The sequence below is a fragment of the Mogibacterium neglectum genome, from assembly GCF_030644205.1.
In the GTDB taxonomy this organism is placed as follows: Bacteria; Bacillota; Clostridia; order Peptostreptococcales; family Anaerovoracaceae; genus Mogibacterium; species Mogibacterium neglectum.
In genome coordinates this window covers 355,017-376,797 of record NZ_CP128647.1, presented here as the reverse complement: position 1 = coordinate 376,797, position 21,781 = coordinate 355,017, and the positions used below count along the sequence as shown (strand labels likewise).

The 21,781-nt window shown below is 43.9% G+C and carries 19 protein-coding genes and 1 other annotated feature; all 19 genes read right to left on the bottom strand.

Annotation, left to right across the window (positions count from 1 at the left end; all coding sequences use genetic code 11):
- Nucleotide 1: 1 nt before the first annotated feature.
- The 19 genes from QU661_RS01710 to QU661_RS01620 all read right to left on the bottom strand — a co-directional run bounded on the left by QU661_RS01710 (nt 2) and on the right by QU661_RS01620 (nt 21,781).
- Nucleotides 2-862 (bottom strand): energy-coupling factor transporter ATPase, encoded by an 861-nt coding sequence (locus tag QU661_RS01710; RefSeq protein ID WP_304990040.1) that lies wholly within the window; start codon nt 860-862, stop codon nt 2-4.
- A complete protein-coding gene (locus QU661_RS01705; RefSeq protein ID WP_304990039.1) occupies nt 853-1,689 on the bottom strand; it encodes an energy-coupling factor transporter ATPase in 837 nt (278 codons plus the stop codon). Before QU661_RS01705 ends, QU661_RS01710 begins: the two co-directional genes overlap by 10 nt.
- Before the next feature lie 310 nt (nt 1,690-1,999).
- On the bottom strand, nt 2,000-2,986 hold the full coding sequence (locus tag QU661_RS01700; protein WP_304990038.1) for an ornithine cyclodeaminase family protein: 987 nt from the start codon (nt 2,984-2,986) through the stop codon (nt 2,000-2,002).
- Between the two features lie 11 nt (nt 2,987-2,997).
- A complete protein-coding gene (locus QU661_RS01695; protein WP_304990037.1) occupies nt 2,998-4,089 on the bottom strand; it encodes an endonuclease/exonuclease/phosphatase family protein in 1,092 nt (363 codons plus the stop codon).
- Between the two features lie 176 nt (nt 4,090-4,265).
- Complete coding sequence (gene tuf / locus QU661_RS01690) at nt 4,266-5,459, bottom strand: elongation factor Tu (RefSeq protein WP_304989574.1); 1,194 nt, start codon at nt 5,457-5,459, stop codon at nt 4,266-4,268.
- Nucleotides 5,460-5,542: 83 nt separating this feature from the next.
- Nucleotides 5,543-7,612, bottom strand: a complete 2,070-nt coding sequence (fusA, locus tag QU661_RS01685) for an elongation factor G (RefSeq protein WP_304990036.1) — start codon at nt 7,610-7,612, stop codon at nt 5,543-5,545.
- 51 nt (nt 7,613-7,663) lie between these two features.
- Nucleotides 7,664-8,134, bottom strand: a complete 471-nt coding sequence (gene rpsG / locus QU661_RS01680; RefSeq protein ID WP_106056136.1) for a 30S ribosomal protein S7 — start codon at nt 8,132-8,134, stop codon at nt 7,664-7,666.
- Between the two features lie 99 nt (nt 8,135-8,233).
- Nucleotides 8,234-8,647 (bottom strand): 30S ribosomal protein S12, encoded by a 414-nt coding sequence (rpsL, locus tag QU661_RS01675; protein WP_094233847.1) that lies wholly within the window; start codon nt 8,645-8,647, stop codon nt 8,234-8,236.
- Nucleotides 8,648-8,825: 178 nt separating this feature from the next.
- Entirely contained in the window at nt 8,826-12,458 is a 3,633-nt protein-coding gene (rpoC, locus tag QU661_RS01670; RefSeq protein ID WP_304990035.1) for a DNA-directed RNA polymerase subunit beta', read from the bottom strand.
- A 13-nt stretch (nt 12,459-12,471) separates the two neighbouring features.
- Nucleotides 12,472-16,281, bottom strand: a complete 3,810-nt coding sequence (gene rpoB, locus QU661_RS01665; protein ID WP_304990034.1) for a DNA-directed RNA polymerase subunit beta — start codon at nt 16,279-16,281, stop codon at nt 12,472-12,474.
- A gap of 288 nt (nt 16,282-16,569) precedes the next feature.
- On the bottom strand, nt 16,570-16,935 hold the full coding sequence (rplL, locus tag QU661_RS01660) for a 50S ribosomal protein L7/L12 (protein ID WP_274948185.1): 366 nt from the start codon (nt 16,933-16,935) through the stop codon (nt 16,570-16,572).
- A 96-nt stretch (nt 16,936-17,031) separates the two neighbouring features.
- Complete coding sequence (gene rplJ / locus QU661_RS01655; RefSeq protein ID WP_304990033.1) at nt 17,032-17,550, bottom strand: 50S ribosomal protein L10; 519 nt, start codon at nt 17,548-17,550, stop codon at nt 17,032-17,034.
- 73 nt (nt 17,551-17,623) lie between these two features.
- Nucleotides 17,624-17,736, bottom strand: a sequence feature (ribosomal protein L10 leader region).
- A gap of 13 nt (nt 17,737-17,749) precedes the next feature.
- On the bottom strand, nt 17,750-18,445 hold the full coding sequence (gene rplA / locus QU661_RS01650) for a 50S ribosomal protein L1 (RefSeq protein ID WP_304990032.1): 696 nt from the start codon (nt 18,443-18,445) through the stop codon (nt 17,750-17,752).
- 50 nt (nt 18,446-18,495) lie between these two features.
- Nucleotides 18,496-18,921, bottom strand: coding sequence for a 50S ribosomal protein L11 (gene rplK / locus QU661_RS01645; RefSeq protein ID WP_106056125.1), 426 nt, complete (start codon nt 18,919-18,921; stop codon nt 18,496-18,498).
- Nucleotides 18,922-18,955: 34 nt separating this feature from the next.
- Complete coding sequence (nusG, locus tag QU661_RS01640) at nt 18,956-19,549, bottom strand: transcription termination/antitermination protein NusG (RefSeq protein WP_094233840.1); 594 nt, start codon at nt 19,547-19,549, stop codon at nt 18,956-18,958.
- A 17-nt stretch (nt 19,550-19,566) separates the two neighbouring features.
- Nucleotides 19,567-19,851, bottom strand: a complete 285-nt coding sequence (gene secE / locus QU661_RS01635; RefSeq protein ID WP_273451783.1) for a preprotein translocase subunit SecE — start codon at nt 19,849-19,851, stop codon at nt 19,567-19,569.
- Between the two features lie 13 nt (nt 19,852-19,864).
- Nucleotides 19,865-20,014 (bottom strand): 50S ribosomal protein L33, encoded by a 150-nt coding sequence (gene rpmG / locus QU661_RS01630; RefSeq protein ID WP_094233838.1) that lies wholly within the window; start codon nt 20,012-20,014, stop codon nt 19,865-19,867.
- 184 nt (nt 20,015-20,198) lie between these two features.
- On the bottom strand, nt 20,199-21,287 hold the full coding sequence (gene rlmB, locus QU661_RS01625) for a 23S rRNA (guanosine(2251)-2'-O)-methyltransferase RlmB (protein WP_330692462.1): 1,089 nt from the start codon (nt 21,285-21,287) through the stop codon (nt 20,199-20,201).
- Nucleotides 21,287-21,781, bottom strand: coding sequence for a dihydrofolate reductase (locus QU661_RS01620; RefSeq protein WP_304990031.1), 495 nt, complete (start codon nt 21,779-21,781; stop codon nt 21,287-21,289). Before QU661_RS01620 ends, rlmB begins: the two co-directional genes overlap by 1 nt.

The following is a 21,781-nucleotide window of genomic DNA, read 5'->3' as shown; positions in this document are numbered from 1 at the left end:
ACTATCTTCGCCTCTCCTTTAATCGCTCTGCTATATACTTCGCAGCTTCTCTCTCTTCAAAAATTGGCTTGAACTCAAGCCCAAGCTTTTCCGACACTTCGTATAGAATCTCTGTCACTGGCGGTACACTAAGCCCCATACTCTTTAGTTCGCTAGCCCTTGCAAATACTTCATTAGGGCTTCCGTTCATCACAAGCCTTCCGTCATTCATGACGATGATGCGGTCAGAAAGTTCAGCTATATCTTTCATATTATGCGAGACGAATGCCACAATTAGGTTTCTTTCCTGTCTCAGCCTCTTAATTACTTCAAGCATGTCACGCTTGGATGCGGGATCGAGTCCTGCCGTTGGTTCATCTAATATAAGAACCTTTGGTTTCATCGCTAGTACACCAGCGATGGCAACTCTGCGCTTCTGCCCACCTGATAGCTCAAAAGGCGACTTTTCTGCGACGGCATCATAATCGAGGCCGAGTAGTTCGATAGACTCCCTTACAACGTCATCAATCTCTTCTTCGGGCACACCAAGGTTTCTTGGGCCAAATGCCACATCTTTTGCAACAGTTTCCTCAAAGAGCTGATACTCAGGATACTGAAAGACGAGTCCCACATTCCTACTAATATCAACTTTCTTGACAGATCCATCTCCGATATTCATATCGGAGACAATTATCTCTCCCGAATGAGGCTTCAGCAGCCCGTTAAGATGCTGAAGGAGCGTCGACTTTCCAGAGCCAGTATGTCCAATTATACCTATGCATTCTCCATCAGAAACCTCAAACGAAATATCATCAAGTGCAACTGTCTCACCGGGGAGTCCTTTTGAATATATATGTGTTAGATGTCTTGCAATTATTGACATAATGCGTCCACCAAATCATCCTTACTTATAATCTCTTGAGATAGATTAATTCCATTTTTAATAAGTTCATTTCTCAGCAAAACAGCGGCTGGAATCTCTAATCCTGCTGATTCGATAAGTTTCGTATCTGCAAATACGTCTTCCGGCGCACTGTCTCTGAGGAGCTTTCCAGATTTCATGACTAGCACTCGATCTGCTTCTGCAACCTCTTCCATAAAGTGTGTAATTAAAATAATCGTAATTCCCTGCTCATTGAGCTCTCTGATTACCTTCATAACTTGACTGCGCCCTTTGGGGTCAAGCATTGCAGTGGGTTCATCTAACACTATACAATCCGGTCTCATAGCCACGGCTCCAGCGATTGCAATTCGCTGCTTCTGTCCTCCAGAGAGTTTGTGCGCTTCGCGATTTCTGTATTCGTACATACCGACTGCTTTCAGTGCATTATCTACTCTTTTTCTGAGTTCTGGATTCTCCACCCCTATGTTTTCAGGACCAAATGCTACCTCATCCTCAACCATAGACGACACAATTTGATTGTCGGGATTTTGAAATACCATACCTATTTTCTTTCTGATATCCCAAATGCACTCATCGTCACTCGTATCCATTCCATCAACCAGGATTTCTCCCTCAGTTGGTAGTAAAAGCCCGTTAAGGCATCTTGCTAGTGTGGATTTTCCAGAACCATTAGACCCGGCAACAGCAATGTATTCACCACGTGAAATTTCAATTGAAACATGATCAATCGCAGGGCATAGATTATCATCACCCTGCTCCTTAGAGTACTTATAAACTAAGTCTTTTACTTCAATAAAATTCGTCATAATGCCTCCAAACATTAATTATATATTAGTGCCAAAAGTATGGCAATGAAATGAGTAAATTGTCACCAAATAAATAAGCCGAAGGCTATTCCTTCGGCTTTGTTCGCAATGGCTAAAACGAACGTTTTCAGATGTATCAAGAACTCCCCTATTCCCGATACTAAAAATCTGTATTTCAACCCTTTTCACTTACTTACAAGATGATTATAGTAGACTGTATTTCAATTGTCAACAATTCATTTGTACATTTTCACAAACTTAGTGTCTGCCACAGTTTGGTTATTGTAATATTTACTATTTTATTTATAAATTATCCCCATTGATATCCAATTTCTCTATTTTTCGCTTTTTCATAGATTAGCTTTGCAATTACAAGGTCAAGGATTCCAAGCCCTACATTCTTAAATATGATAATTTCATCATCAGTCTCCCTGCCAACAATTTCTCCAAGCGCAAATTCTCCTATATCTCCTGTAAGTTCTTCCGCTGAGACCAATCCTTTTCTAAGAGGGATTTGAATATCTGCTGATTCAGCGATACAAGCATCTTTAGAATCAAAATATATCTTGTCCGCTAACTTAAACAACTCTGGATCTATCTCATTCATCTCGGCTGTATACGATCCCACACCGCTTACCACGGCACCCTTCTTTACTCTATTTCCATCGAATACTGGTTCTGTAGAAACAGTCACTACTACTATGACATCGGCTCCATCTACTGCTTCATCTGCATCATCAAATGCCAGTAGATTAGTTTTGCTACTCTTAAACCTCTCAGTCATCTCAGCAACGAACTTTTCAGTTTTAACATAATCTCTAGCCACAATCCTAACTTCATCTAGATTGCATGCTGTCAGCATAGCCTCAAGCTGACAGTCGGCTTGTCCACCAGTACCAATTAGGCAACCAATCTTCGCATCTTTTCTTGCAAAAAGCTTGAATGCTGCACCTGTTGCTGCTCCCGTACGAAATTTAGTAATGAAGCTTCCATCCATAAGCGCTAACACTTTCCCATTTTTATCATCCATGAGAAGCACTTGCCCGATGGTCGTTGCCTCACCAAATTCTCTGTTGCCGGGAAAAATATTTACAATTTTGATACCTGCAGCTCCAAGCCTTGAGCTATATGCTGGCATAAATGCAAAGTTACCTCTTCCTTCATCAGCAGCGATAACTTGACGAAGCGGCACAACTGCATTTCCACTAGAAAAAATCTTATATGCCTCGATATTTGAATCTATCGCATCATTCATATCGAACACTTTCCTTATGTCTCGTTCATCGAGTAGTAACATTGTAACCTCCTTTATTTTAGCTTAATCTCAGCGACTACAGGATTATGATCACTGTTCCTAAATCCTATATCTATCGTCTTGCAATAGAACATCTCTATGTTAGATGAATAGACTATGCCATCTATTACATAATACTGGAATTTAGATTTATCTGCTCCCTTGAGTGGTCTGTCAAGCGATCTGCATGTAGGCGTGGCACTATCCATAACGAAGTTTAGTGAGGAATCATAATCACTTATATCTATAATACCTGGCTTCCATAGGCCCTTTCGAACCTTATATTCATTGATATCCACATTGTTAAAGGTCTGGTTGAAATCACCCGCAGCGATTACGTAATTACCTTTCGAGGCTTCCTTCTTAAGTATTCTATTTAACGCTCTAGTCTGTGCCTTTTTCCCTGCGCCTTTGTCATATGCCTCTAAATGTAAATTAATATACACCAGTTCCTTACCAGTTCCCTCGACCTTAGTTCGAGATACGAGAAGACAGCGCTTGAGATTTACTGTTCTAACCGGCCATGTAAAGGAGACAGGCAAGCTAACTCGCTTTGAAGAATCAGCTTTAAATCTGGAAATAGTCATTATACCGCTATCCATTTTGCCCAGCGGAGGCATTGGATATGGCACGAAAGCAGCTTTGTAGTTTCTCGCATAAGAATACTCACTTCCTCTTATCGAGTTCTCCAACTTTTTGACTTGATTGATGTGATATGAACGTCTTGAATCCTTATCCACTTCCTGAATCATGGTTATATCCGGAGATTGTTTACGTATCTCACCAGAAATAGATTTGATATTCTTATTTACACGTTCTTTACTAGACGTTAAAACATGATTTCCACCGTCCATAAAGAAATCAGCATTGTCACCAAGAGCTCCATATCCTATATTCCAGGACATTATCTTGATAGTTTCGTCTTTTTTAACTTCTTTAGACGCGTTCCCATAAAGTCTTATTCTTTCAACCTTACCAGGCTTATACTCAGTTAAAGATATAAATACTATAAGTCCAGCAAAGACAATAGTTATAATCAATACTATTATGAATATAGCCTTAATTATTCTTTTACTCAGTGATTTTGTCATAGCTCTATTACGCATATTTAAACTCTCCTAAACTCAATCTGTATTGAATATTTAAATTCCCCCATAGAGTTTTATTACTATTAATTATTCATATAATAGAATACCACATCTTATATATATTTGAACATAAAAACAGGGGCGCATACGCCCCTGTTTCTTAGTATACTAGTGGTCTACCTCGTAATCTATGATTACTCGATAATCTCTGTAACTACTCCGGATCCTACTGTTCTTCCACCTTCTCTAATAGCGAAGCGTAGTCCCTCTTCGATAGCTACTGGTGTAATCAGTTCAATCTCCATTACTACGTTATCTCCAGGCATGCACATCTCTGTACCCTCTGGTAACTTTAGATCTCCTGTTACGTCTGTCGTTCTTAGGTAGAACTGTGGTCTGTATCCATTGAAGAATGGTGTGTGTCTTCCACCCTCTTCCTTCTTTAGTACGTATACCTGTCCCTTGAACTTTGTGTGTGGGTGTATTGAGCCTGGCTTTGAGAGTACCTGTCCTCTTTCGATTTCGTCTCTCTGGATTCCTCTTAGTAGTGCTCCGATGTTGTCTCCTGTTTCTGCTGCATCAAGAGTCTTCTTGAACATCTCTACTCCAGTTACAACTACCTTTCTCTTCTCGTCGCTTAGTCCTACGAGCTCTACTTCGTCTCCTACCTTGAGGGTTCCTCTCTCAACTCTTCCTGTTGCTACTGTTCCACGTCCTGTGATTGAGAATACGTCCTCGATTGGCATTAGGAATGGCTGATCGTTTGCTCTCTGTGGCTCTGGAATGTATGTGTCTACTGCTTCCATTAGCTCGCAAATCTTATCTCCCCACTCTCCGCTTGGATCCTCTAGTGCCTTTAGTGCGGATCCTCTGATGATTGGTGTATCATCTCCTGGGAACTCATACTCATCTAGTAGCTCTCTTACTTCCATCTCTACGAGGTCTAGTAGCTCCTCGTCATCTACCATGTCACACTTGTTCAGGAATACGATGATGTATGGTACGCCTACCTGTCTGGATAGCAGGATGTGCTCTCTTGTCTGAGGCATTGGTCCATCTGTTGCTGCTACTACTAGAATAGCTCCGTCCATCTGAGCTGCTCCTGTAATCATGTTCTTTACATAGTCAGCGTGTCCTGGGCAGTCTACGTGTGCGTAGTGTCTGTTTGGTGTCTCATACTCTACGTGTGCTGAGGAAATCGTGATTCCTCTTGCCTTCTCTTCTGGTGCCTTGTCGATCTGGTCGAATGCTACGTCTGCTCCGAGTCCATATCTGTCGTGAAGAGTCTTTGTGATTGCTGCTGTTAGAGTTGTCTTGCCGTGGTCAACGTGGCCGATTGTACCGATGTTGATATGTGGCTTGGTTCTCTCATACTTCTGCTTTGCCATGATAATTTCTCCTATTTAGAATTATTTGAAATAATTTTCTATAAAATTTGTTTCATCACTGATAGTTTTAGTGATATTAAAGATTATTTTGCAACCTTCTCCTTTAAGCTCTCTGGTAGCTTATCGAAGTGGTCGAACTGCATTACGTATACACCACGACCCTGTGTCTTAGAACGCAGGTCTGTAGCATATCCGAACATCTCGGATAGTGGAACGAATCCTCTGATAACAGCCGCACCATTATTGATGTCAGAACCTTCAATAGATCCTCTTCTTGAGCTGATATCTCCGATGATGTCACCCATGTTGTTCTCAGGTACAGTAACCTCTACCTTGAAGATTGGCTCGAGTAGAACTGGTTTTGCCTTCTTGCAAGCTTCCTTGAATCCCATGGTAGCTGCAATCTTAAATGCCATTTCAGATGAGTCTACTTCGTGGTATGAACCGTCATATAGGTCTACTCCAACGTCTACTAGCTGATAGCCTGCAACAGGTCCGTTCTGCATTGCTGCTTCCATTCCCTCCTGAATCTTAGGGATGTATTCTTTAGGAATAGCACCACCTGTGATGGAGTTCTTGAATTCGAATCCAGAACCAGCTTCTCTTGGATATAGTCTGAACTTAACGTGACCATACTGACCAGAACCACCGGACTGCTTCTTGTGCTTGTAATCTTCATCGACTTCAACGGTAATAGTCTCTTTGTAGGATACCATTGGCTTACCTACGTTAGCCTCTACCTTGAATTCTCTGAGAAGTCTATCAACGATGATTTCAAGGTGAAGCTCACCCATTCCAGCGATGATAGTTTGTCCTGTATCAGGGTTTGTGTATGTTCTGAATGTTGGATCCTCTTCAGCCAGCTTAGCGAGAGCGATACCCATCTTCTCCTGACCGGCTTTGGTCTTAGGTTCGATAGCAATCTCGATTACTGGATCAGGGAATTCCATAGACTCGAGAATAATTGGCTTCTTTTCATCACAGAGTGTATCTCCAGTTGTAGTCTGCTTTAGTCCTACTGCTGCTGCGATATCTCCTGAGTAAACCTTATCGATCTCTTCTCTGTGGTTAGCGTGCATCTGAAGAATCCTTCCGATTCTCTCTCTCTTACCCTTAGTTGCGTTGTATACGTAAGAACCAGTCTCAAGTGTTCCAGAGTAAACTCTGAAGAATGCGAGCTTTCCTACATATGGGTCTGCTACAATCTTAAATGCAAGTGCTGAGAATGGCTCCTTGTCGCTTGCATGTCTTACATCCTCTTCCTCAGTATCAGGATTTACACCACCGATTGAAGGAATGTCTGTAGGTGCAGGCATGTAATCAACTACGCCATCTAGCATCATCTGAACACCCTTATTCTTGTATGCAGATCCGCAGAATACAGGGAAAATATTTCCTGCGATAGTCTCTCTTCTTATAACTGTCTTGAGTTCCTCAATTGAAATTTCCTCTCCCTCGAGGTACTTCATAGTAAGTTCTTCGTCTAGCTCAGCAACAGCCTCAATCATCTTGTCATGCCAAGTCTGTGCTTCTGCCTTCATATTCTCTGGAATATCTACAATTTCGAACTCCTTACCAGTAGCATCGCTCTTATCGTATACCTCAGCCTTCATAGTGAGAAGGTCGATAATTCCTTCGAACATATTTTCAGAACCAATCGGAATCTGAACAGGTACAGCGTTTGCCCTTAGTCTGTCGTGAATAGTATCGATTACGTGGAAGAAGTTAGCTCCCAGAATGTCCATCTTATTAACGAAAATCATCCTTGGAACATTATACTTCTCAGCCTGTCTCCATACTGTTTCGGACTGAGGCTCAACACCTTCCTTAGCACTAAGCACCATTACAGCACCATCAAGTACACGAAGTGATCTCTCTACCTCAACAGTAAAGTCAACGTGCCCTGGGGTATCGATAATGTTAATTCTTGTGCCGTTCCACTGAGCGGTTGTAGCAGCAGAGGTAATTGTAATACCACGCTCCTGCTCCTGAGCCATGTAGTCCATGGTAGCAGCACCATCATGAGTCTCACCGATTTTATGAGTCTTTCCTGTGTAGTAAAGGATTCTCTCAGTAGTTGTTGTTTTACCAGCATCGATGTGGGCCATGATTCCAATATTTCTGGTATTTTCTAGAGAAAATTGTCTAGCCATAACTCCTCCTTCCTGCTTTTATCTAATCTCTGTCAGGTGTGTCATCTCAGATTACCACCTGTAGTGTGCAAACGCCTTGTTAGCCTCAGCCATCTTATGAGTATCTTCTTTCTTCTTCACAGATGCACCTGTGTTGTTAGAAGCGTCCATAAGCTCGTGAGCTAGTCTCTCAGCCATAGTTCTTTCACCTCTAAGTCTTGTGAACTTTGTGAGCCAACGTAGAGCTAGAGTCTGTCTTCTCTCTGGTCTAACTTCGATAGGAACCTGATAGTTTGCACCACCGACTCTTCTTGCTTTAACTTCTAGTACAGGCATGATGTTGCTCATTGCCTTCTCAAATACTTCCAGCGGTTCTTCGCCAGTGGATTCCTTAATCTGGTCAAATGCATCATAGACGATTGACTGGGCTACACCCTTCTTACCGTCAAGCATGATGCTGTTGATCAGCTTTGAAACCACTACGCTACCGTATACTGGATCTGGAAGTACTTCTCTCTTTGGTACGTTACCTTTTCTTGGCACTTCTCTTCCCTCCTTAGGTTCACGGGGTACTCGGTCTGCTTCTATCACCGACCGTGTGCGCCTTAATATCATATATTAAGGACAATATCCCGAAATCAATTACTTCTTAGGTCTCTTTGCTCCATACTTGGAACGTCCCTGACCACGACCCGATACGCCAGCTGCGTCAAGTGTTCCTCTAACAATGTGATATCTCACACCAGGGAGGTCCTTAACTCTTCCGCCTCTGATTAGTACAACACTGTGCTCCTGCAGGTTGTGACCAATTCCAGGAATATATGCTGTTACTTCGATACCGTTAGTCAAGCGAACTCTGGCAACTTTTCTCAGCGCCGAGTTAGGCTTCTTAGGAGTTACAGTCTTAACTGCAACGCATACTCCCCTCTTCTGAGGCGAATTTACATCAGTAAGAGTCTTCTTAAGGTTGTTCATGTTCTTACCGAGAGCTGGGGAACCTGACTTCTTAACTGCACTCTTTCTGCCCTGACGAACTAATTGGTTAATAGTAGGCATTATTGTCTCCTTTCTTATAAAATTAACTCATCCAAATAAGCAGTGACCATATAGACAGTCTCCGCTTAGTATATTGAACCTATACATTATAACAGCCGATGCACTGAATTGTCAATGCATCGGCTATTTTATTATATATGATTAATTTGCTAGGATTACAGCTTTATCAAGCCTCTATTTATTCCTCAATCCCATCGTATAGCGGTGCTGTTGCCTGTGGCTGCACATTAGCCGATGGCATCTTAAGAACCATGTTCTCGTCATCGTAGCTCGAGTTCATTAGAGGTTCATTGTCACCGTAATCAACCTCAACTGCTCCGTAGCGTTTCATGCCAGTTCCGGCTGGAATCAGCTTACCAATCATCACGTTCTCCTTGAGTCCGTCCAGATGGTCTGTCTTACCCTTAACTGCAGCGTCTGTCAATACGCGAGTTGTCTCCTGAAATGACGCAGCAGATAGGAATGAACTTGTAGCAAGAGCAGCCTTGGTGATACCAAGTAGCTGACGCTCGTATGTAGCTGGCTCGCCCTCTTCTGAATCAATTTCCGCATTTGCCTTGTTAATCTCGTTGATGCTATACATACTTCCAGGAAGCAGGTTTGTATCTCCAGCCTTTTCAATCTTGTACTTAGATAGCATCTGAGATGTGATTACCTCAACGTGCTTGTCGTTGATGTCTACACCCTGCTGTCTGTACACTCTCTGAACCTCGCGCAGCAAGTATTCGTATACTCCCTGAACGCCGAGGATTCTCATTACATCGTGTGGATCGAGAGGCCCTTTTGTAATCTGGCCACCTGCGTATACAGTGTCTCCAACCTTTACATTGAGTCGCGAACCGTAAGAGATGATGTACTCGCGGTTGCCACCTTCCTCCTTAACAACAACGCTAGTTCTGTTGTCGTCAGTTGGCTCAATAGATACAACCTCTCCATCCCCCTCGCAGATTTCAGCTAGACCCTTAGGCTTTCTAGCTTCGAACAGCTCCTCAACTCTTGGGAGACCCTGTGTGATATCGCTTCCTGCTACACCACCAGTGTGGAATGTTCTCATAGTCAACTGCGTACCCGGCTCACCGATAGACTGAGCGGCAATAATACCAACAGTCTCACCTGGTAGAACTGCAGTTCCTGTAGCGAGGTTTCTGCCGTAACACTTAGCGCAAACTCCATGCTCTGCTTGACAAGTCATGACAGATCTAATCTTAACCACTTCAACCCCAGCTGCCTCGATTGCTTCTGCAACATCATCCTCGATGAAGTCGCCTTCCGCAGCGAGAACTTCGTCAGTCTCTGGATGCACAACGGACTCAGTAACAAATCTACCTGCGATTCTCTGTGATAGTGGCTCAATTACTTCCTTACCATCTGTAAATGCCTTGATCTCAACGCCTTCTTCTGCCCCACAATCATCCTCAGTTACGATTACGCTATGCGAAATATCTACAAGTCTTCTTGTTAGGTATCCGGAGTCAGCCGTACGAAGCGCAGTATCAGCGAGACCCTTACGAGCACCATTGGATGAAATGAAGTACTCCAGGATAGATAGACCCTCACGGAAGTTAGCCTTAATAGGAATCTCTACTGTGTGTCCTGTCGCATTAGCCATAAGGCCTCTCATACCGCCAACCTGGCTGATCTGAGACTTGTTACCTCTGGCTCCAGAGCTTGCCATAATGAACAGATTGTTGAGAGGTCCCAGGGAATCCATCAGGGCATCAGCAACCTGATCAGTTGCATCCTTCCAAGTCTTGATGATTCTGTCGTAACGTTCTCTATCCGTCATCAGACCACGTCTGTATGCAACCTCAAACTTATCTACCTGCTTATCAGCCGCTGCAACGATTTCAGCCTTCTCCTCAGGAACCTCCATGTCAGATACACTGATTGTAACAGCCGCCTTAGTTGAGTAGTGGTAACCTATACTCTTTACATAGTCGAGCATGAGAACTGTTCTTGTATTACCGTGCTTCTTGAAGCACTTGTCGATGATAACACCGAGTTTTTTCTTGTCACATAGGAAATCTACCTCTAGCGAATATGGGTCTTCATCTCTATTTACGAAGCCCATATCTTGAGGAAGCCCCTGGTTGAAGATGAATCTGCCTACTGTAGACTCAACTAGCTTGCCTGGATCTCCAGGAAAAGCCTGTCTTCTAACCTTAACCTTTGCGTGAATCCCTACAGCATGGTTTCTATAAGCCATGAGCATCTCATCAATATCTGCAAAGCACTTGCCGTCACCCTTCTCATTCTCAAGGTTACGATCTTCTGTACCCTCATGAGTGAGGTAGTAGCTTCCGAGAATCATGTCCTGAGTAGGGATTGTGATAGGTGAACCATCCTTAGGAGCAAGGATATTGTTAACCGACAGCATGAGGAATCTAGCCTCTGCCTGCGCCTCTACGGATAGAGGTACGTGTACAGCCATCTGGTCTCCGTCGAAGTCGGCGTTGAACGCTGTACAAACAAGTGGATGAAGTTTAATAGCCTTACCCTCTACTAGAACCGGTTCAAATGCCTGAATTCCAAGCCTGTGCAGTGTCGGAGCACGGTTAAGAAGTACCGGATGATCCTTGATTACATAGTCGAGAACGTCCCATACCTCGGACTTCATCTTCTCAACCATTGTCTTTGCACTCTTAATGTTATGCGCTAGTTCCTGCTCTACAAGCTCCTTCATTATAAAAGGCTTGAACAGTTCAAGCGCCATAGTCTTAGGAAGTCCGCACTGATAGAATTTCAGTTCAGGTCCTACTACGATTACAGAACGTCCGGAGTAGTCGACACGCTTACCGAGCAAGTTCTGACGGAAACGACCCTGCTTACCCTTAAGCATGTCAGATAGCGACTTAAGCTGTCTACCAGCAGCACCTGTAACCGCTCTACCTCTTCTACCGTTATCGATTAGAGAGTCAACTGATTCCTGAAGCATTCTCTTCTCGTTTCTAACGATGATGTCAGGAGCTCCAAGCTCGAGTAGCTTCTTAAGCCTGTTATTTCTGTTTATAACTCTTCTGTATAGGTCATTTAGATCGGATGTAGCGAATCTACCGCCCTCAAGCTGAACCATAGGTCTAAGGTCAGGCGGAATTACAGGGACTACCTCGAGAATCATCCATTCAGGTCTATTTTCAGACTGCTTTAGAGCCTCGATAACTTCGAGTCTCTTAACTAGACGGATTCTCTTCTGCCCAGTTGCCTTCTTGAGCTGCTCTCTGAGAAGTTCTGTTTCCTCGTCAACATTGATGTTCTCTAGAAGCTTCTTGATAGCCTCTGCCCCCATCGAGGCTTCGAAGTTCTTTCCATAAATTTCGCGAGCTTCATTATATTGATTTTCTTCAATAATCTGCTTGTACTCGAATGGAGTTTCTCCTGGATCAGTTACTATATATGCAGCAAAATATAGCACCCTCTCTAGCTGCTTAGGAGTGATGTCGAGCACTAGTCCTATTCTTGAAGGGATTCCCTTGAAGTACCATATGTGAGATACAGGACTAACAAGCTGTATGTGTCCCATTCTCTCCCTTCTAACCTTGGACTTCGTTACCTCAACTCCGCAGTAAGGGCAAACGATGCCCTTAAAGCGAATTTTGTTGTATTTTCCACAGGAGCACACCCAATCCTTGGTAGGTCCGAAAATCTTCTCGCAGAAGAGTCCGTCTCTTTCAGGCTTGAGAGTTCTGTAGTTGATAGTCTCCGGCTTTGTTACCTCACCATGAGACCATTCAAGCATCTTATCTGTTGAAGCCAACTTGATCTGTAGGGATTCAAAATTTCTAAGATCTTGATTATTATCGTTTTTAGCCATGTTTCCCCCTTAATTATTCATCAATAGCTTCGTCGCTTGTGCCAATTATCTCGTCAAGGCTTACCATTTCTGGCTCCTCATCGTCATCTATGATAGCTGGTGTATCTTCATCGTCACCAAGTGCTGCCGAAAGTGTATTCAGAATATCTATATCTGGCTCTTCATCGAAGTCTGCCGTTTCAACGAACTCCTCATCGTCGGTCTGCTTTCCGCGAAGTTTCTCTTCATTCTCACGCTCGTGCATAGCCTCTGTACGTCTATCAGCTTCCTTGAGCATACGATCTACCGAAGCAGGTTCGTCGAATTCGGACGTATCCTTAAGCTTGATTTCCTTGTTGTCGCCAGACATTACTCTAACATCAAGCGATAGTGCCTGTAGCTCCTTGATGAGCACCTTGAAAGACTCTGGGATACCAGGCTTTGGAATGTTATTTCCCTTTACGATGGCCTCATAAGTCTTAACACGTCCGATGATATCATCAGACTTAACTGTTAGTATTTCCTGAAGTGTATATGCAGCTCCATAGGCCTCGAGTGCCCATACCTCCATTTCTCCGAATCTCTGACCACCGAACTGAGCTTTACCACCAAGTGGCTGCTGAGTTACTAGCGAGTATGGGCCTGTACTTCTAGCGTGAATCTTATCATCTACAAGATGGTGCAGCTTGAGCATATACATGTACCCTACAGTTACTGGACTATCAAAGTACTCTCCAGATCTACCGTCTCTAAGTCTAAGCTTACCAGTCTTAGGATATCCGCAATCATCAAGCATGTTGATTACGTCAATCTCACTAGCTCCGTCAAATACTGGTGTTGAAATATACCAGCCCTTTGTCTTAGCTGCTAGTCCTAAATGAACCTCGAGCACCTGTCCTACGTTCATTCGGGAAGGTACACCCAGTGGGTTAAGCATTACCTGTAGCGTCTCACCATCTTCCTTGAACGGCATATCCTCTTCTGGAAGAATTCTGGAGATTACACCCTTGTTACCGTGACGACCAGCCATCTTATCTCCGACGTTGATCTTTCTCTTTGTAACTATGTAAACTCTTACAATCTTATTTACTCCTGGCGGGAGTTCAGAGCTGTTCTCTCTTGTAAATTCTCTTACGTCGATGACAATACCTGTCTCGCCGTGAGGAACCTTTAGAGACGTATCCCTTACTTCCTTGGACTTCTCACCGAAGATTGCACGGAGCATTCTAACTTCTGCGGTTAAATCTGTCTCGCTCTTAGGCGTAAGTTTTCCTACAAGGATGTCAGAAGACTTAACTTCTGCACCGATTCTGATGATTCCGTTCTCATCGAGTTCCTTGAGAGCCTCTTCGCTGAGATTAGGAATATCTCTTGTAATCTCTTCTGGTCCAAGCTTTGTATCACGAGCTTCACACTCGTACTTAACTATGTGTAGCGATGTTAGAACATCGTCCATGAGGAGCCTCTCATTGAGGATAATAGCATCCTCGTAGTTGTAGCCTTCCCATGTCATGAATCCGATCAACAGGTTCTTACCTAGCGAAATCTCACCGAGGTTAGTCGATGGTCCGTCTGCCAGAACCTCTCCTGCATCAACATGTTCGCCGCATGCAACGATAGGTCGCTGGTTTATGCAAGTCCCCTGGTTGGATCTCTTGAATTTGAGAAGTTTATACTCGTCGAGTTCATCATTGTCGTCTCTGCGCACCTTTACGAACTGCGCGTCAACAAACTCGATAGTTCCTGCTGCTTTTGCAAGGAGCACTGCTCCAGAATCGCAAGCTGCCTTGTACTCGATTCCAGTTCCAACATACGGAGCCTCTGTAACGAGTAGTGGCACAGCCTGTCTCTGCATGTTTGATCCCATCAGCGCACGGTTAGCGTCGTCGTTCTCAAGGAACGGAATCATAGCAGTAGCAACAGAAACTACCTGCTTAGGAGAAACGTCCATGTAGTCGACGCTTTCTTTCTTAGCAAGTGTAATCTCACCCTTAACACCTCGTACTGCAACCTTATTGTTAACAAAGTGACCTTCTGCATCGAGTGGCTCGTTAGCCTGAGCTACGATCATCAACTCCTCGTCATCCGCAGATAAATAATCAACCTGCTCAGTTACAACACCAGTTTCCTTATCAACCTTACGATATGGAGTTTCGATAAATCCATACTCGTTGATAATGCCATAAGTAGTGAGCGATCCGATAAGTCCGATGTTAGGACCTTCAGGTGTCTCGACCGGGCACATTCTGCCATAATGTGTGTAGTGAACATCTCTCACCTCGAATCCGGCTCTTTCTCTGGAAAGACCACCAGGCCCAAGTGCGGAAAGTCTTCTCTTGTGAGTCAGCTCTGCAAGAGGATTGTTCTGGTCCATAAACTGTGACAGCTGAGAGCTTCCAAAGAATTCTTTAACTGCTGCAGTTACAGGTCTGATGTTGATAAGCTGCTGAGGAGTTGCGTTCTCAGTGGTCATTCTCTCCCTAACAGATCTCTCCATTCTTGCAAATCCTATGCGGAATTGGTTCTGCAGAAGCTCTCCTACTGATCTCAGTCTACGATTACCGAGGTGGTCGATATCATCTGTCTCACCGATTCCATAAGATAGATTGAGGAAATAGCTCACAGATGCGATGATATCATCGTGAATGATATGCTTTGGAGAAAGCTCATTCTTGCGATTAGCAATAGCAGCCTTGAGCGCATCCTCATCTCCATTTGCTTCTTCGATAATCTCCATCATAACAGGGTAGTAAACCTTTTCTGACAGCTTATATGGAGTAAGGTCAAGATCAATGTACTTAGTTGGGTCAACAAAATTATTACCTATAACCTTAACTACTCCATCATCCTCAGTCTTGCTATTTACGTATGCATAAGCAACACCCGCATCTTCGATTTCCATAGCTCTCTTGCGGGAGATAAGCTCACCCTTTTCAACGAGCACCTCACCGGTTGCAGGATCAACAATCTGCTCAGCAGCAATTGTTTCAACTAGTCTGTTATGGATGCCGAGTTTCTTGTTATACTTGTATCTACCAACCTTAGCTAGGTCGTATCTACGTGCATCAAACAAAAGCGAGTTAACCATAGACCTAGCATTCTCAACTGTTGGAGGATCTCCAGGTCTTAGTCTCTTGTATATTTCCTTAACGCCATCATCTGCATTCTTTGTGCTATCCTTCTCAAAAGTTCTTAAAAGAGCAGGACTTTCACCGAATGTATCGATAATATCTTCATTTGATCCGAGCCCCATCGCTCTCAGGAACGATGTAAGAGGAAGCTTTCTAGTTCTATCAACTCTTACGTATAGAACGCCAGCTGAGTCAGTCTCATACTCAAGCCATGCTCCTCTATTAGGAATAATAGTCGAAGAATAAAGCTTGTTATTCGACTTATCCGTATTAAACTCAAAATACGGTCCTGGAGATCTTACTAGCTGTGTTACGATAGCTCTCTCCGCACCGTTGTATATGAATGTGCCTTTTTCTGTCATCAGTGGGAAATCTCCCATGAAAACATCTTGTTCCTTGATCTCAAGAGTCTCCCTGTTTATCAATCTTACCTTGACCGTCAGAGATGTAGCGTAAGTGGCGTCACGCTCCTTGCATTCCTCCTGATCGTATTTAGGTGTATCTGAGAAGGAGTAGTCAGCGAACTCTAGGCTCAAAGTATTGGTAGTATCCCTAATTGGAGATACATCTTCCAGAACCTCGGCTAGCCCCTCTTCGACAAACCACTTGTATGACTCAGTTTGGATATCAATGAGGTTTGGCATCTCGCAAACTTCATTGATTTTCGCAAAAGTCATACGTTCTTTCCTTCCAACTTTTACAGGTTTTGGCATGTTATCACTCCTTGTTATTTAAGAAAAAACGTCTCCATAGCAACTTATTATTATAGAGTAAGGTTGTAAATATTTCAAGTCCAGAAATGAGCATATTATGTATTTTTTGCAACTTTTCGTATACTAGAGTCCGAAAAACCACAAAAAACACATAATCTTGCCCGTCATCATTTAATCACTACTCGATATTGAGAAGTAGGACTTTATAGCGGAAATGAGTCTCTTATAAATAGCAAGAATTGGGCTCCCGAAATCAGGAGCCCAATCCAAAATTGTTGTGCTATTTAATTACTTAAGCTCTACTGTAGCTCCAACTGCCTCGAGAGCTTCCTTAAGTGCGTTAGCTTCGCCAGCTTCGATGTTCTCCTTAACGTTAGCAGGTGCTCCATCAACAAGCTCCTTAGCTTCCTTAAGTCCAAGACCTGTAGCTTCTCTAACTGCCTTGATAACCTTAATCTTCTGGTCCCCAGCGCTAGCAAGAACTACCGTGAACTCTGTCTGCTCCTCAGCAGCCTCTCCGCCACCTGCAGCAGGTGCTGCAACTACAGCTGCAGTTGCAGATACTCCGAATTCCTCTTCGCAAGCCTGAACGAGCTCGTTAATCTCAAGAATGGTCATACCCTTTAGGGCTTCAATGATCTGATTCTTATCCATTTTATTTCTCCTTTTGTCTAAATTTGCTGAAATGTCAGCTTCTCGATACACCGATTAATCGGTAAAATTTCTTAAAAATTGTTAGCTACTAATAGCTTATGCCTCAGCAGTCTCTCCTGCTGGAACTGCACCCTCATCAGCGATCGCCTTGAATGTTCTAACAAGCTGCGATACTGGCGACTGGATGCTTCCCATGAAGCGAGCGATGAGCTCTTCTCTTGATGGGATATCTGCAAGTGCTTCAACCTGCTTAGCGTCATAAACTGAGCCATCAACGTATCCACCCTTGAATGACATCTTGTTGTACTGTTTCATAGCCTTCTTGAGAAGTCTAGCTGAAGATGTTGCATCCTCTTCGCAGAATGCGAATGCGCTAGATCCCTTTAGGGTTTCACCAAGTCCTTCATACTCAGTTCCAGCGATAGCACGCTTTACAAGTGTGTTCTTATATACAGTTAGGTTCACGCCATTCTCTCTAAGAGTCTTTCTTAGTTCGTCAGCCTGAGCTACTGTAATTCCAAGATAGTCTACAACTACAATCGAAATGGATTTGTCAAATTTTGCCTTAATCTCATCGATAATTAGCTGCTTTGCGTTCTTTGCTTCTACAGACATTTGGTCTCCTTTCTTGAACACTACTGTGTCCATAATTGTGGTTTAACCTTTTCGGTCTTATGTGCTAATACCAAGTACGGTACAAATAACCCCGCTGCGAGACAGCGGGGAACAAATTTATGTTTGTACCTCGGTGGGATATTAAGCTTTCGCTCCCACTGTCTACGGTTGATATTCGATTATTAACACCGGCCGACTATTAGCTTAGGGATGCTGTGCTGATCTTAACTCCAGGTCCCATTGTCGATGTAACAGTAACACTCTTGAAGTACTGACCCTTAGCAGCCGCTGGCTTAGCCTTAGCAACAACCTGGATTAGAGTGTTAGCATTTTCAACTAGCTGCTCCTCAGTAAATGAGCACTTACCGATAATTACATGGATAATGTTAGCCTTGTCAAGACGGTACTCTACCTTACCTGCTTTGATCTCCTCAAGTGCCTTCTGTACGTCCATTGTTACAGTTCCTGACTTAGGGTTTGGCATGAGTCCCTTAGGACCGAGAACCTTACCTAGACGTCCTACAACGCCCATCATGTCTGGTGTAGCAACTACTGAGTCAAAGTCGAACCAGTTCTCCTTCTGGATCTTTTCTGCGAGATCCTCTGCGCCTACGTAATCTGCACCAGCTGCCTGAGCTTCTTCAGCTTTAGCACCCTTAGCAAAAACAAGAACCTTCTTGCTCTTACCTGTTCCGTGTGGAAGTACAGTTGCGCCTCTAACCTGCTGGTCTGCGTGTCTTCCGTCTACACCTAGACGAATGTGCATCTCAACAGTCTCATCGAACTTCGCATTAGCAAAGCTCTTTACGTTCTTTACAGCTTCTGCAACATCATAAGTCTGTGTCTTGTCGAACGACTCCATGATTGCGCTGTATCTTTTGCTTTTCTTAGCCATAATTCCTCCTTGTGGTTCTATCGACGTTTCCTAAAAACGTCTCCCACTGATTACTCTGTTACAGTAACTCCCATGCTGCGAGCAGTACCCTTGATCATATCAGTAGCTGCTTCAAGTGTAGCCGCATTGAGATCCTGCATCTTAGTCTTCGCAATTTCCTCTGCCTGAGCGTATGTAATCGACGCAACCTTTGTTTTGTTAGGTTCGCCCGATGCCTTATCAATGCCTGCTGCCTTCTTGATAAGTACTGCTGCTGGTGGAGTCTTGCATACGAATGTGAATGATCTATCTGTGTAAACTGTAATTACAACTGGAATGATCATTCCCTGCTGATCCTGAGTCTTAGCATTGAACTGCTTACAGAAGTCCATGATGTTAACACTCTTCTGACCTAGGGCAGGTCCAACTGGTGGAGCAGGTGTTGCGCCTCCTGCAGGGATCTGAAGCTTAATATAGCCGTCGATCTTCTTTGCCATCTTATTCTCCTTTCTCTGAGACTATAGCTCCCAGTTAGTTAAGTTTTCCCACCTGCGAGAATTCGAGTTCTACAGGTGTATCTCTACCGAACATCGATACTTTAGCCTTAACAATCTGCTTATCAGGACTGATATCTTCAACGATACCCATCTGACCCTCGAAAGGTCCACCGATAATGCGGATTGTGTCGCCAGTTTCAACATCCAGGTCGATGCGCATTTTCTCAACGCCCATCCTAACCACTTCTTCCTTAGTTAGTGGAATAGGATCAGAGCCGTGACCTACGAATCCAGTAACGCCCTCTGTGTTACGCACCAGATACCAAGTCTCGTTGTTGACAATCATCTTGATGACTACGTAACCAGGATAAAGCTTTCTAGTCTTGACCTTTCTCTGGCCATTCTTAATCTCGACTCTATCCTCAGTAGGAATGGTAACCTCAAGGATGAGATCCTGCATTCCTCTATATTCTACCATCTTCTCGATGTTAGTCTTAACCTTGTTCTCATAACCAGAATACGTATGGATTACGTACCACTTAGCGGTACCATCGCCACGTAGACCTTCGCCCTCAAGTGGTGACAGCGTTGTGCCGCCCGTATTCAAGTTTTCGGTCTTCTCTGTCATGTATGTCTCCTTCTAGCCTATTTCGATAGCGTAATTCCGAGAAGCTTCTTGAGCACTGCTAAGAAGCCTGTATCCATCCCCCAGAACAGCAGGGAGAAGAAGATGCACACGCCAAAAACTACTACTGTGTCCTTGGTCAGTTCCGCTCTCGTCGGCCATACTACTTTGGCCATCTCCTGTTTAACACCAGTGAAATATCCAATGATGCCCTTACGCTCTTTGCGCTGTTCCGGTTTACTGGTCTTATTCTCTATTTTAGTATCCTTGCCATCTCTGGATATGGTTTCATTGTTGTTTGCCATGATGTTCCCTCGACTACTTAGTCTCCTTGTGGAGAGTTTCCTTACCGCAGAACTTACAGAACTTCCTAAGCTCAATTCTATCAGGATTGTTCTTCTTGTTCTTAGTTGTGTTGTAGTTTCTCTGCTTACACTCTGTGCAAGCTAGTGTAATCTTGTTTCTCAAGGTGATGACCTCCTTTGCAAATATATATGTAAGCTAATTGCTTCTCTCAACTCAAAAGTCAGAGCCCGCCTCGCAAGCTCTGTCGTGAATTCATAAAGTAGCCTTATAATAATACGCTGTGCAGATGTCAATGTCAAGCGTTTTCCTTGATATTTAATGCTGTACAAGTACTTAATATATTAGGCTAACAGTCCCTGCTGCGTCTAACCGCATACATCATTATGGCTGCTGCATTAGATGCATTAAGAGAATTGATACTGCCCTTCATAGGAATCGAAATTGAAAGGTCGCACTTCTCCTTAACAAGCCTGCTGATACCTTTTCCTTCATTTCCGATCACTAGAGCTATCGCACCTTTCATCACGCCTTCTGTCTCATAATATGATTTTCCATCCATATCCACTGCTGCTACCCACACACCCTGTGCTTGCAGCTCTTCGATGGTCCGAGATATATTGGTCACTCTCGCAACCGGCATGCGTTCTAGTGCTCCTGCTGAAGTCTTAGCCACGGTACTTGTAAGTCCACAAGCATTGCGCTTAGGGATTATAACTCCATGAGCATTAGCACACTCTGCCGTCCTTATGATCGCACCAAGGTTGTGTGGATCAGAAATCTCATCGAGCACCATAATAAAGGGCGGTTCATCACTGTCTACTGCTCGTTCCATAATCTCTTCAACTGTTGAATATGAGTATGCAGATATCTCCGCTGCCACTCCCTGATGCTTCTCCCCTGGAGCCATTCTATCAAGCACTATTCTAGGAACTGTATCCACCACTATGCCAGCATCCTTAGCCATAGCTCTGATTTTTACGACGGAGCCCTCGGCTCCTGCCGCCATGTAGATCTTTTCGATCTCGCGGCCGCTCTTGATCGCTTCGATTACCGGATTGCGGCCGGCTATCAGATTCGCGGCTGGAGCACTCTGCTCCTCAGAAAAGCTGCCGCCACGGTTGTCCCTTTCGGCATTTCTATATGTATTGCTATACGCATCTCGCGGGCGGCTGCTTGAGTTTCTGCTGCGTTGAGAGTTGCTATAACTCCCTGAGTTGCCATTACGCTGAGAACTACCATATCCCCCAGCGTTACCGCTAGTACGTTTAATTCTTCCTGTACTCCCTCCAGTATTGCCGCGAAACTCTTCAGTAAACTCTCGATCATAAGGTCTAAACGCAGCTTTTCCTCGCTCCGCACGTCTCTGATACACTCCGTGTGCATCACGTCTGTTCTTACCACGAGCACCCGTTTTCTTTTTATCTGATTTTGCCATTACTTCTCTACTTTCTCGTACAAAGTGAACTCATAGTCTATACCATTCTCGCTATGCATCTCACTCTTCCACGTCTCTTTAAAATCTTCATCCTCGTCAAGGTTAACCATGAATTTGTCAGCATATAAATCTGCGTGCATCTTAGTTACGAAACACTTGTCGCAATTTTTGTAGAACTTCCTATATATGCTCTCTCCGCCGATAATAAATACATGCTCTGGGTCATACTGCTCGAGCTCCTTGAATAGCTCCTCCTCGCTGTGCACGGCTATGCATCTTTCAGCCTCGAAGTTTTCGTTTGATGTGAGCACGTAATTTATGCGCTTCGGGAGTCCCCTCTGCTTAGGCAGGCTCTCGAGAGTTCTGCGCCCCATCACTACGACCCCGTCAGTCGTCTTTTCCTTGAAATACTGCATGTCTCCAGGAATCGATGCGAGCAATTCGTTGTCACACCCGATGCCCCATTTCTCATCAACAGCTACAATTAGATTCAT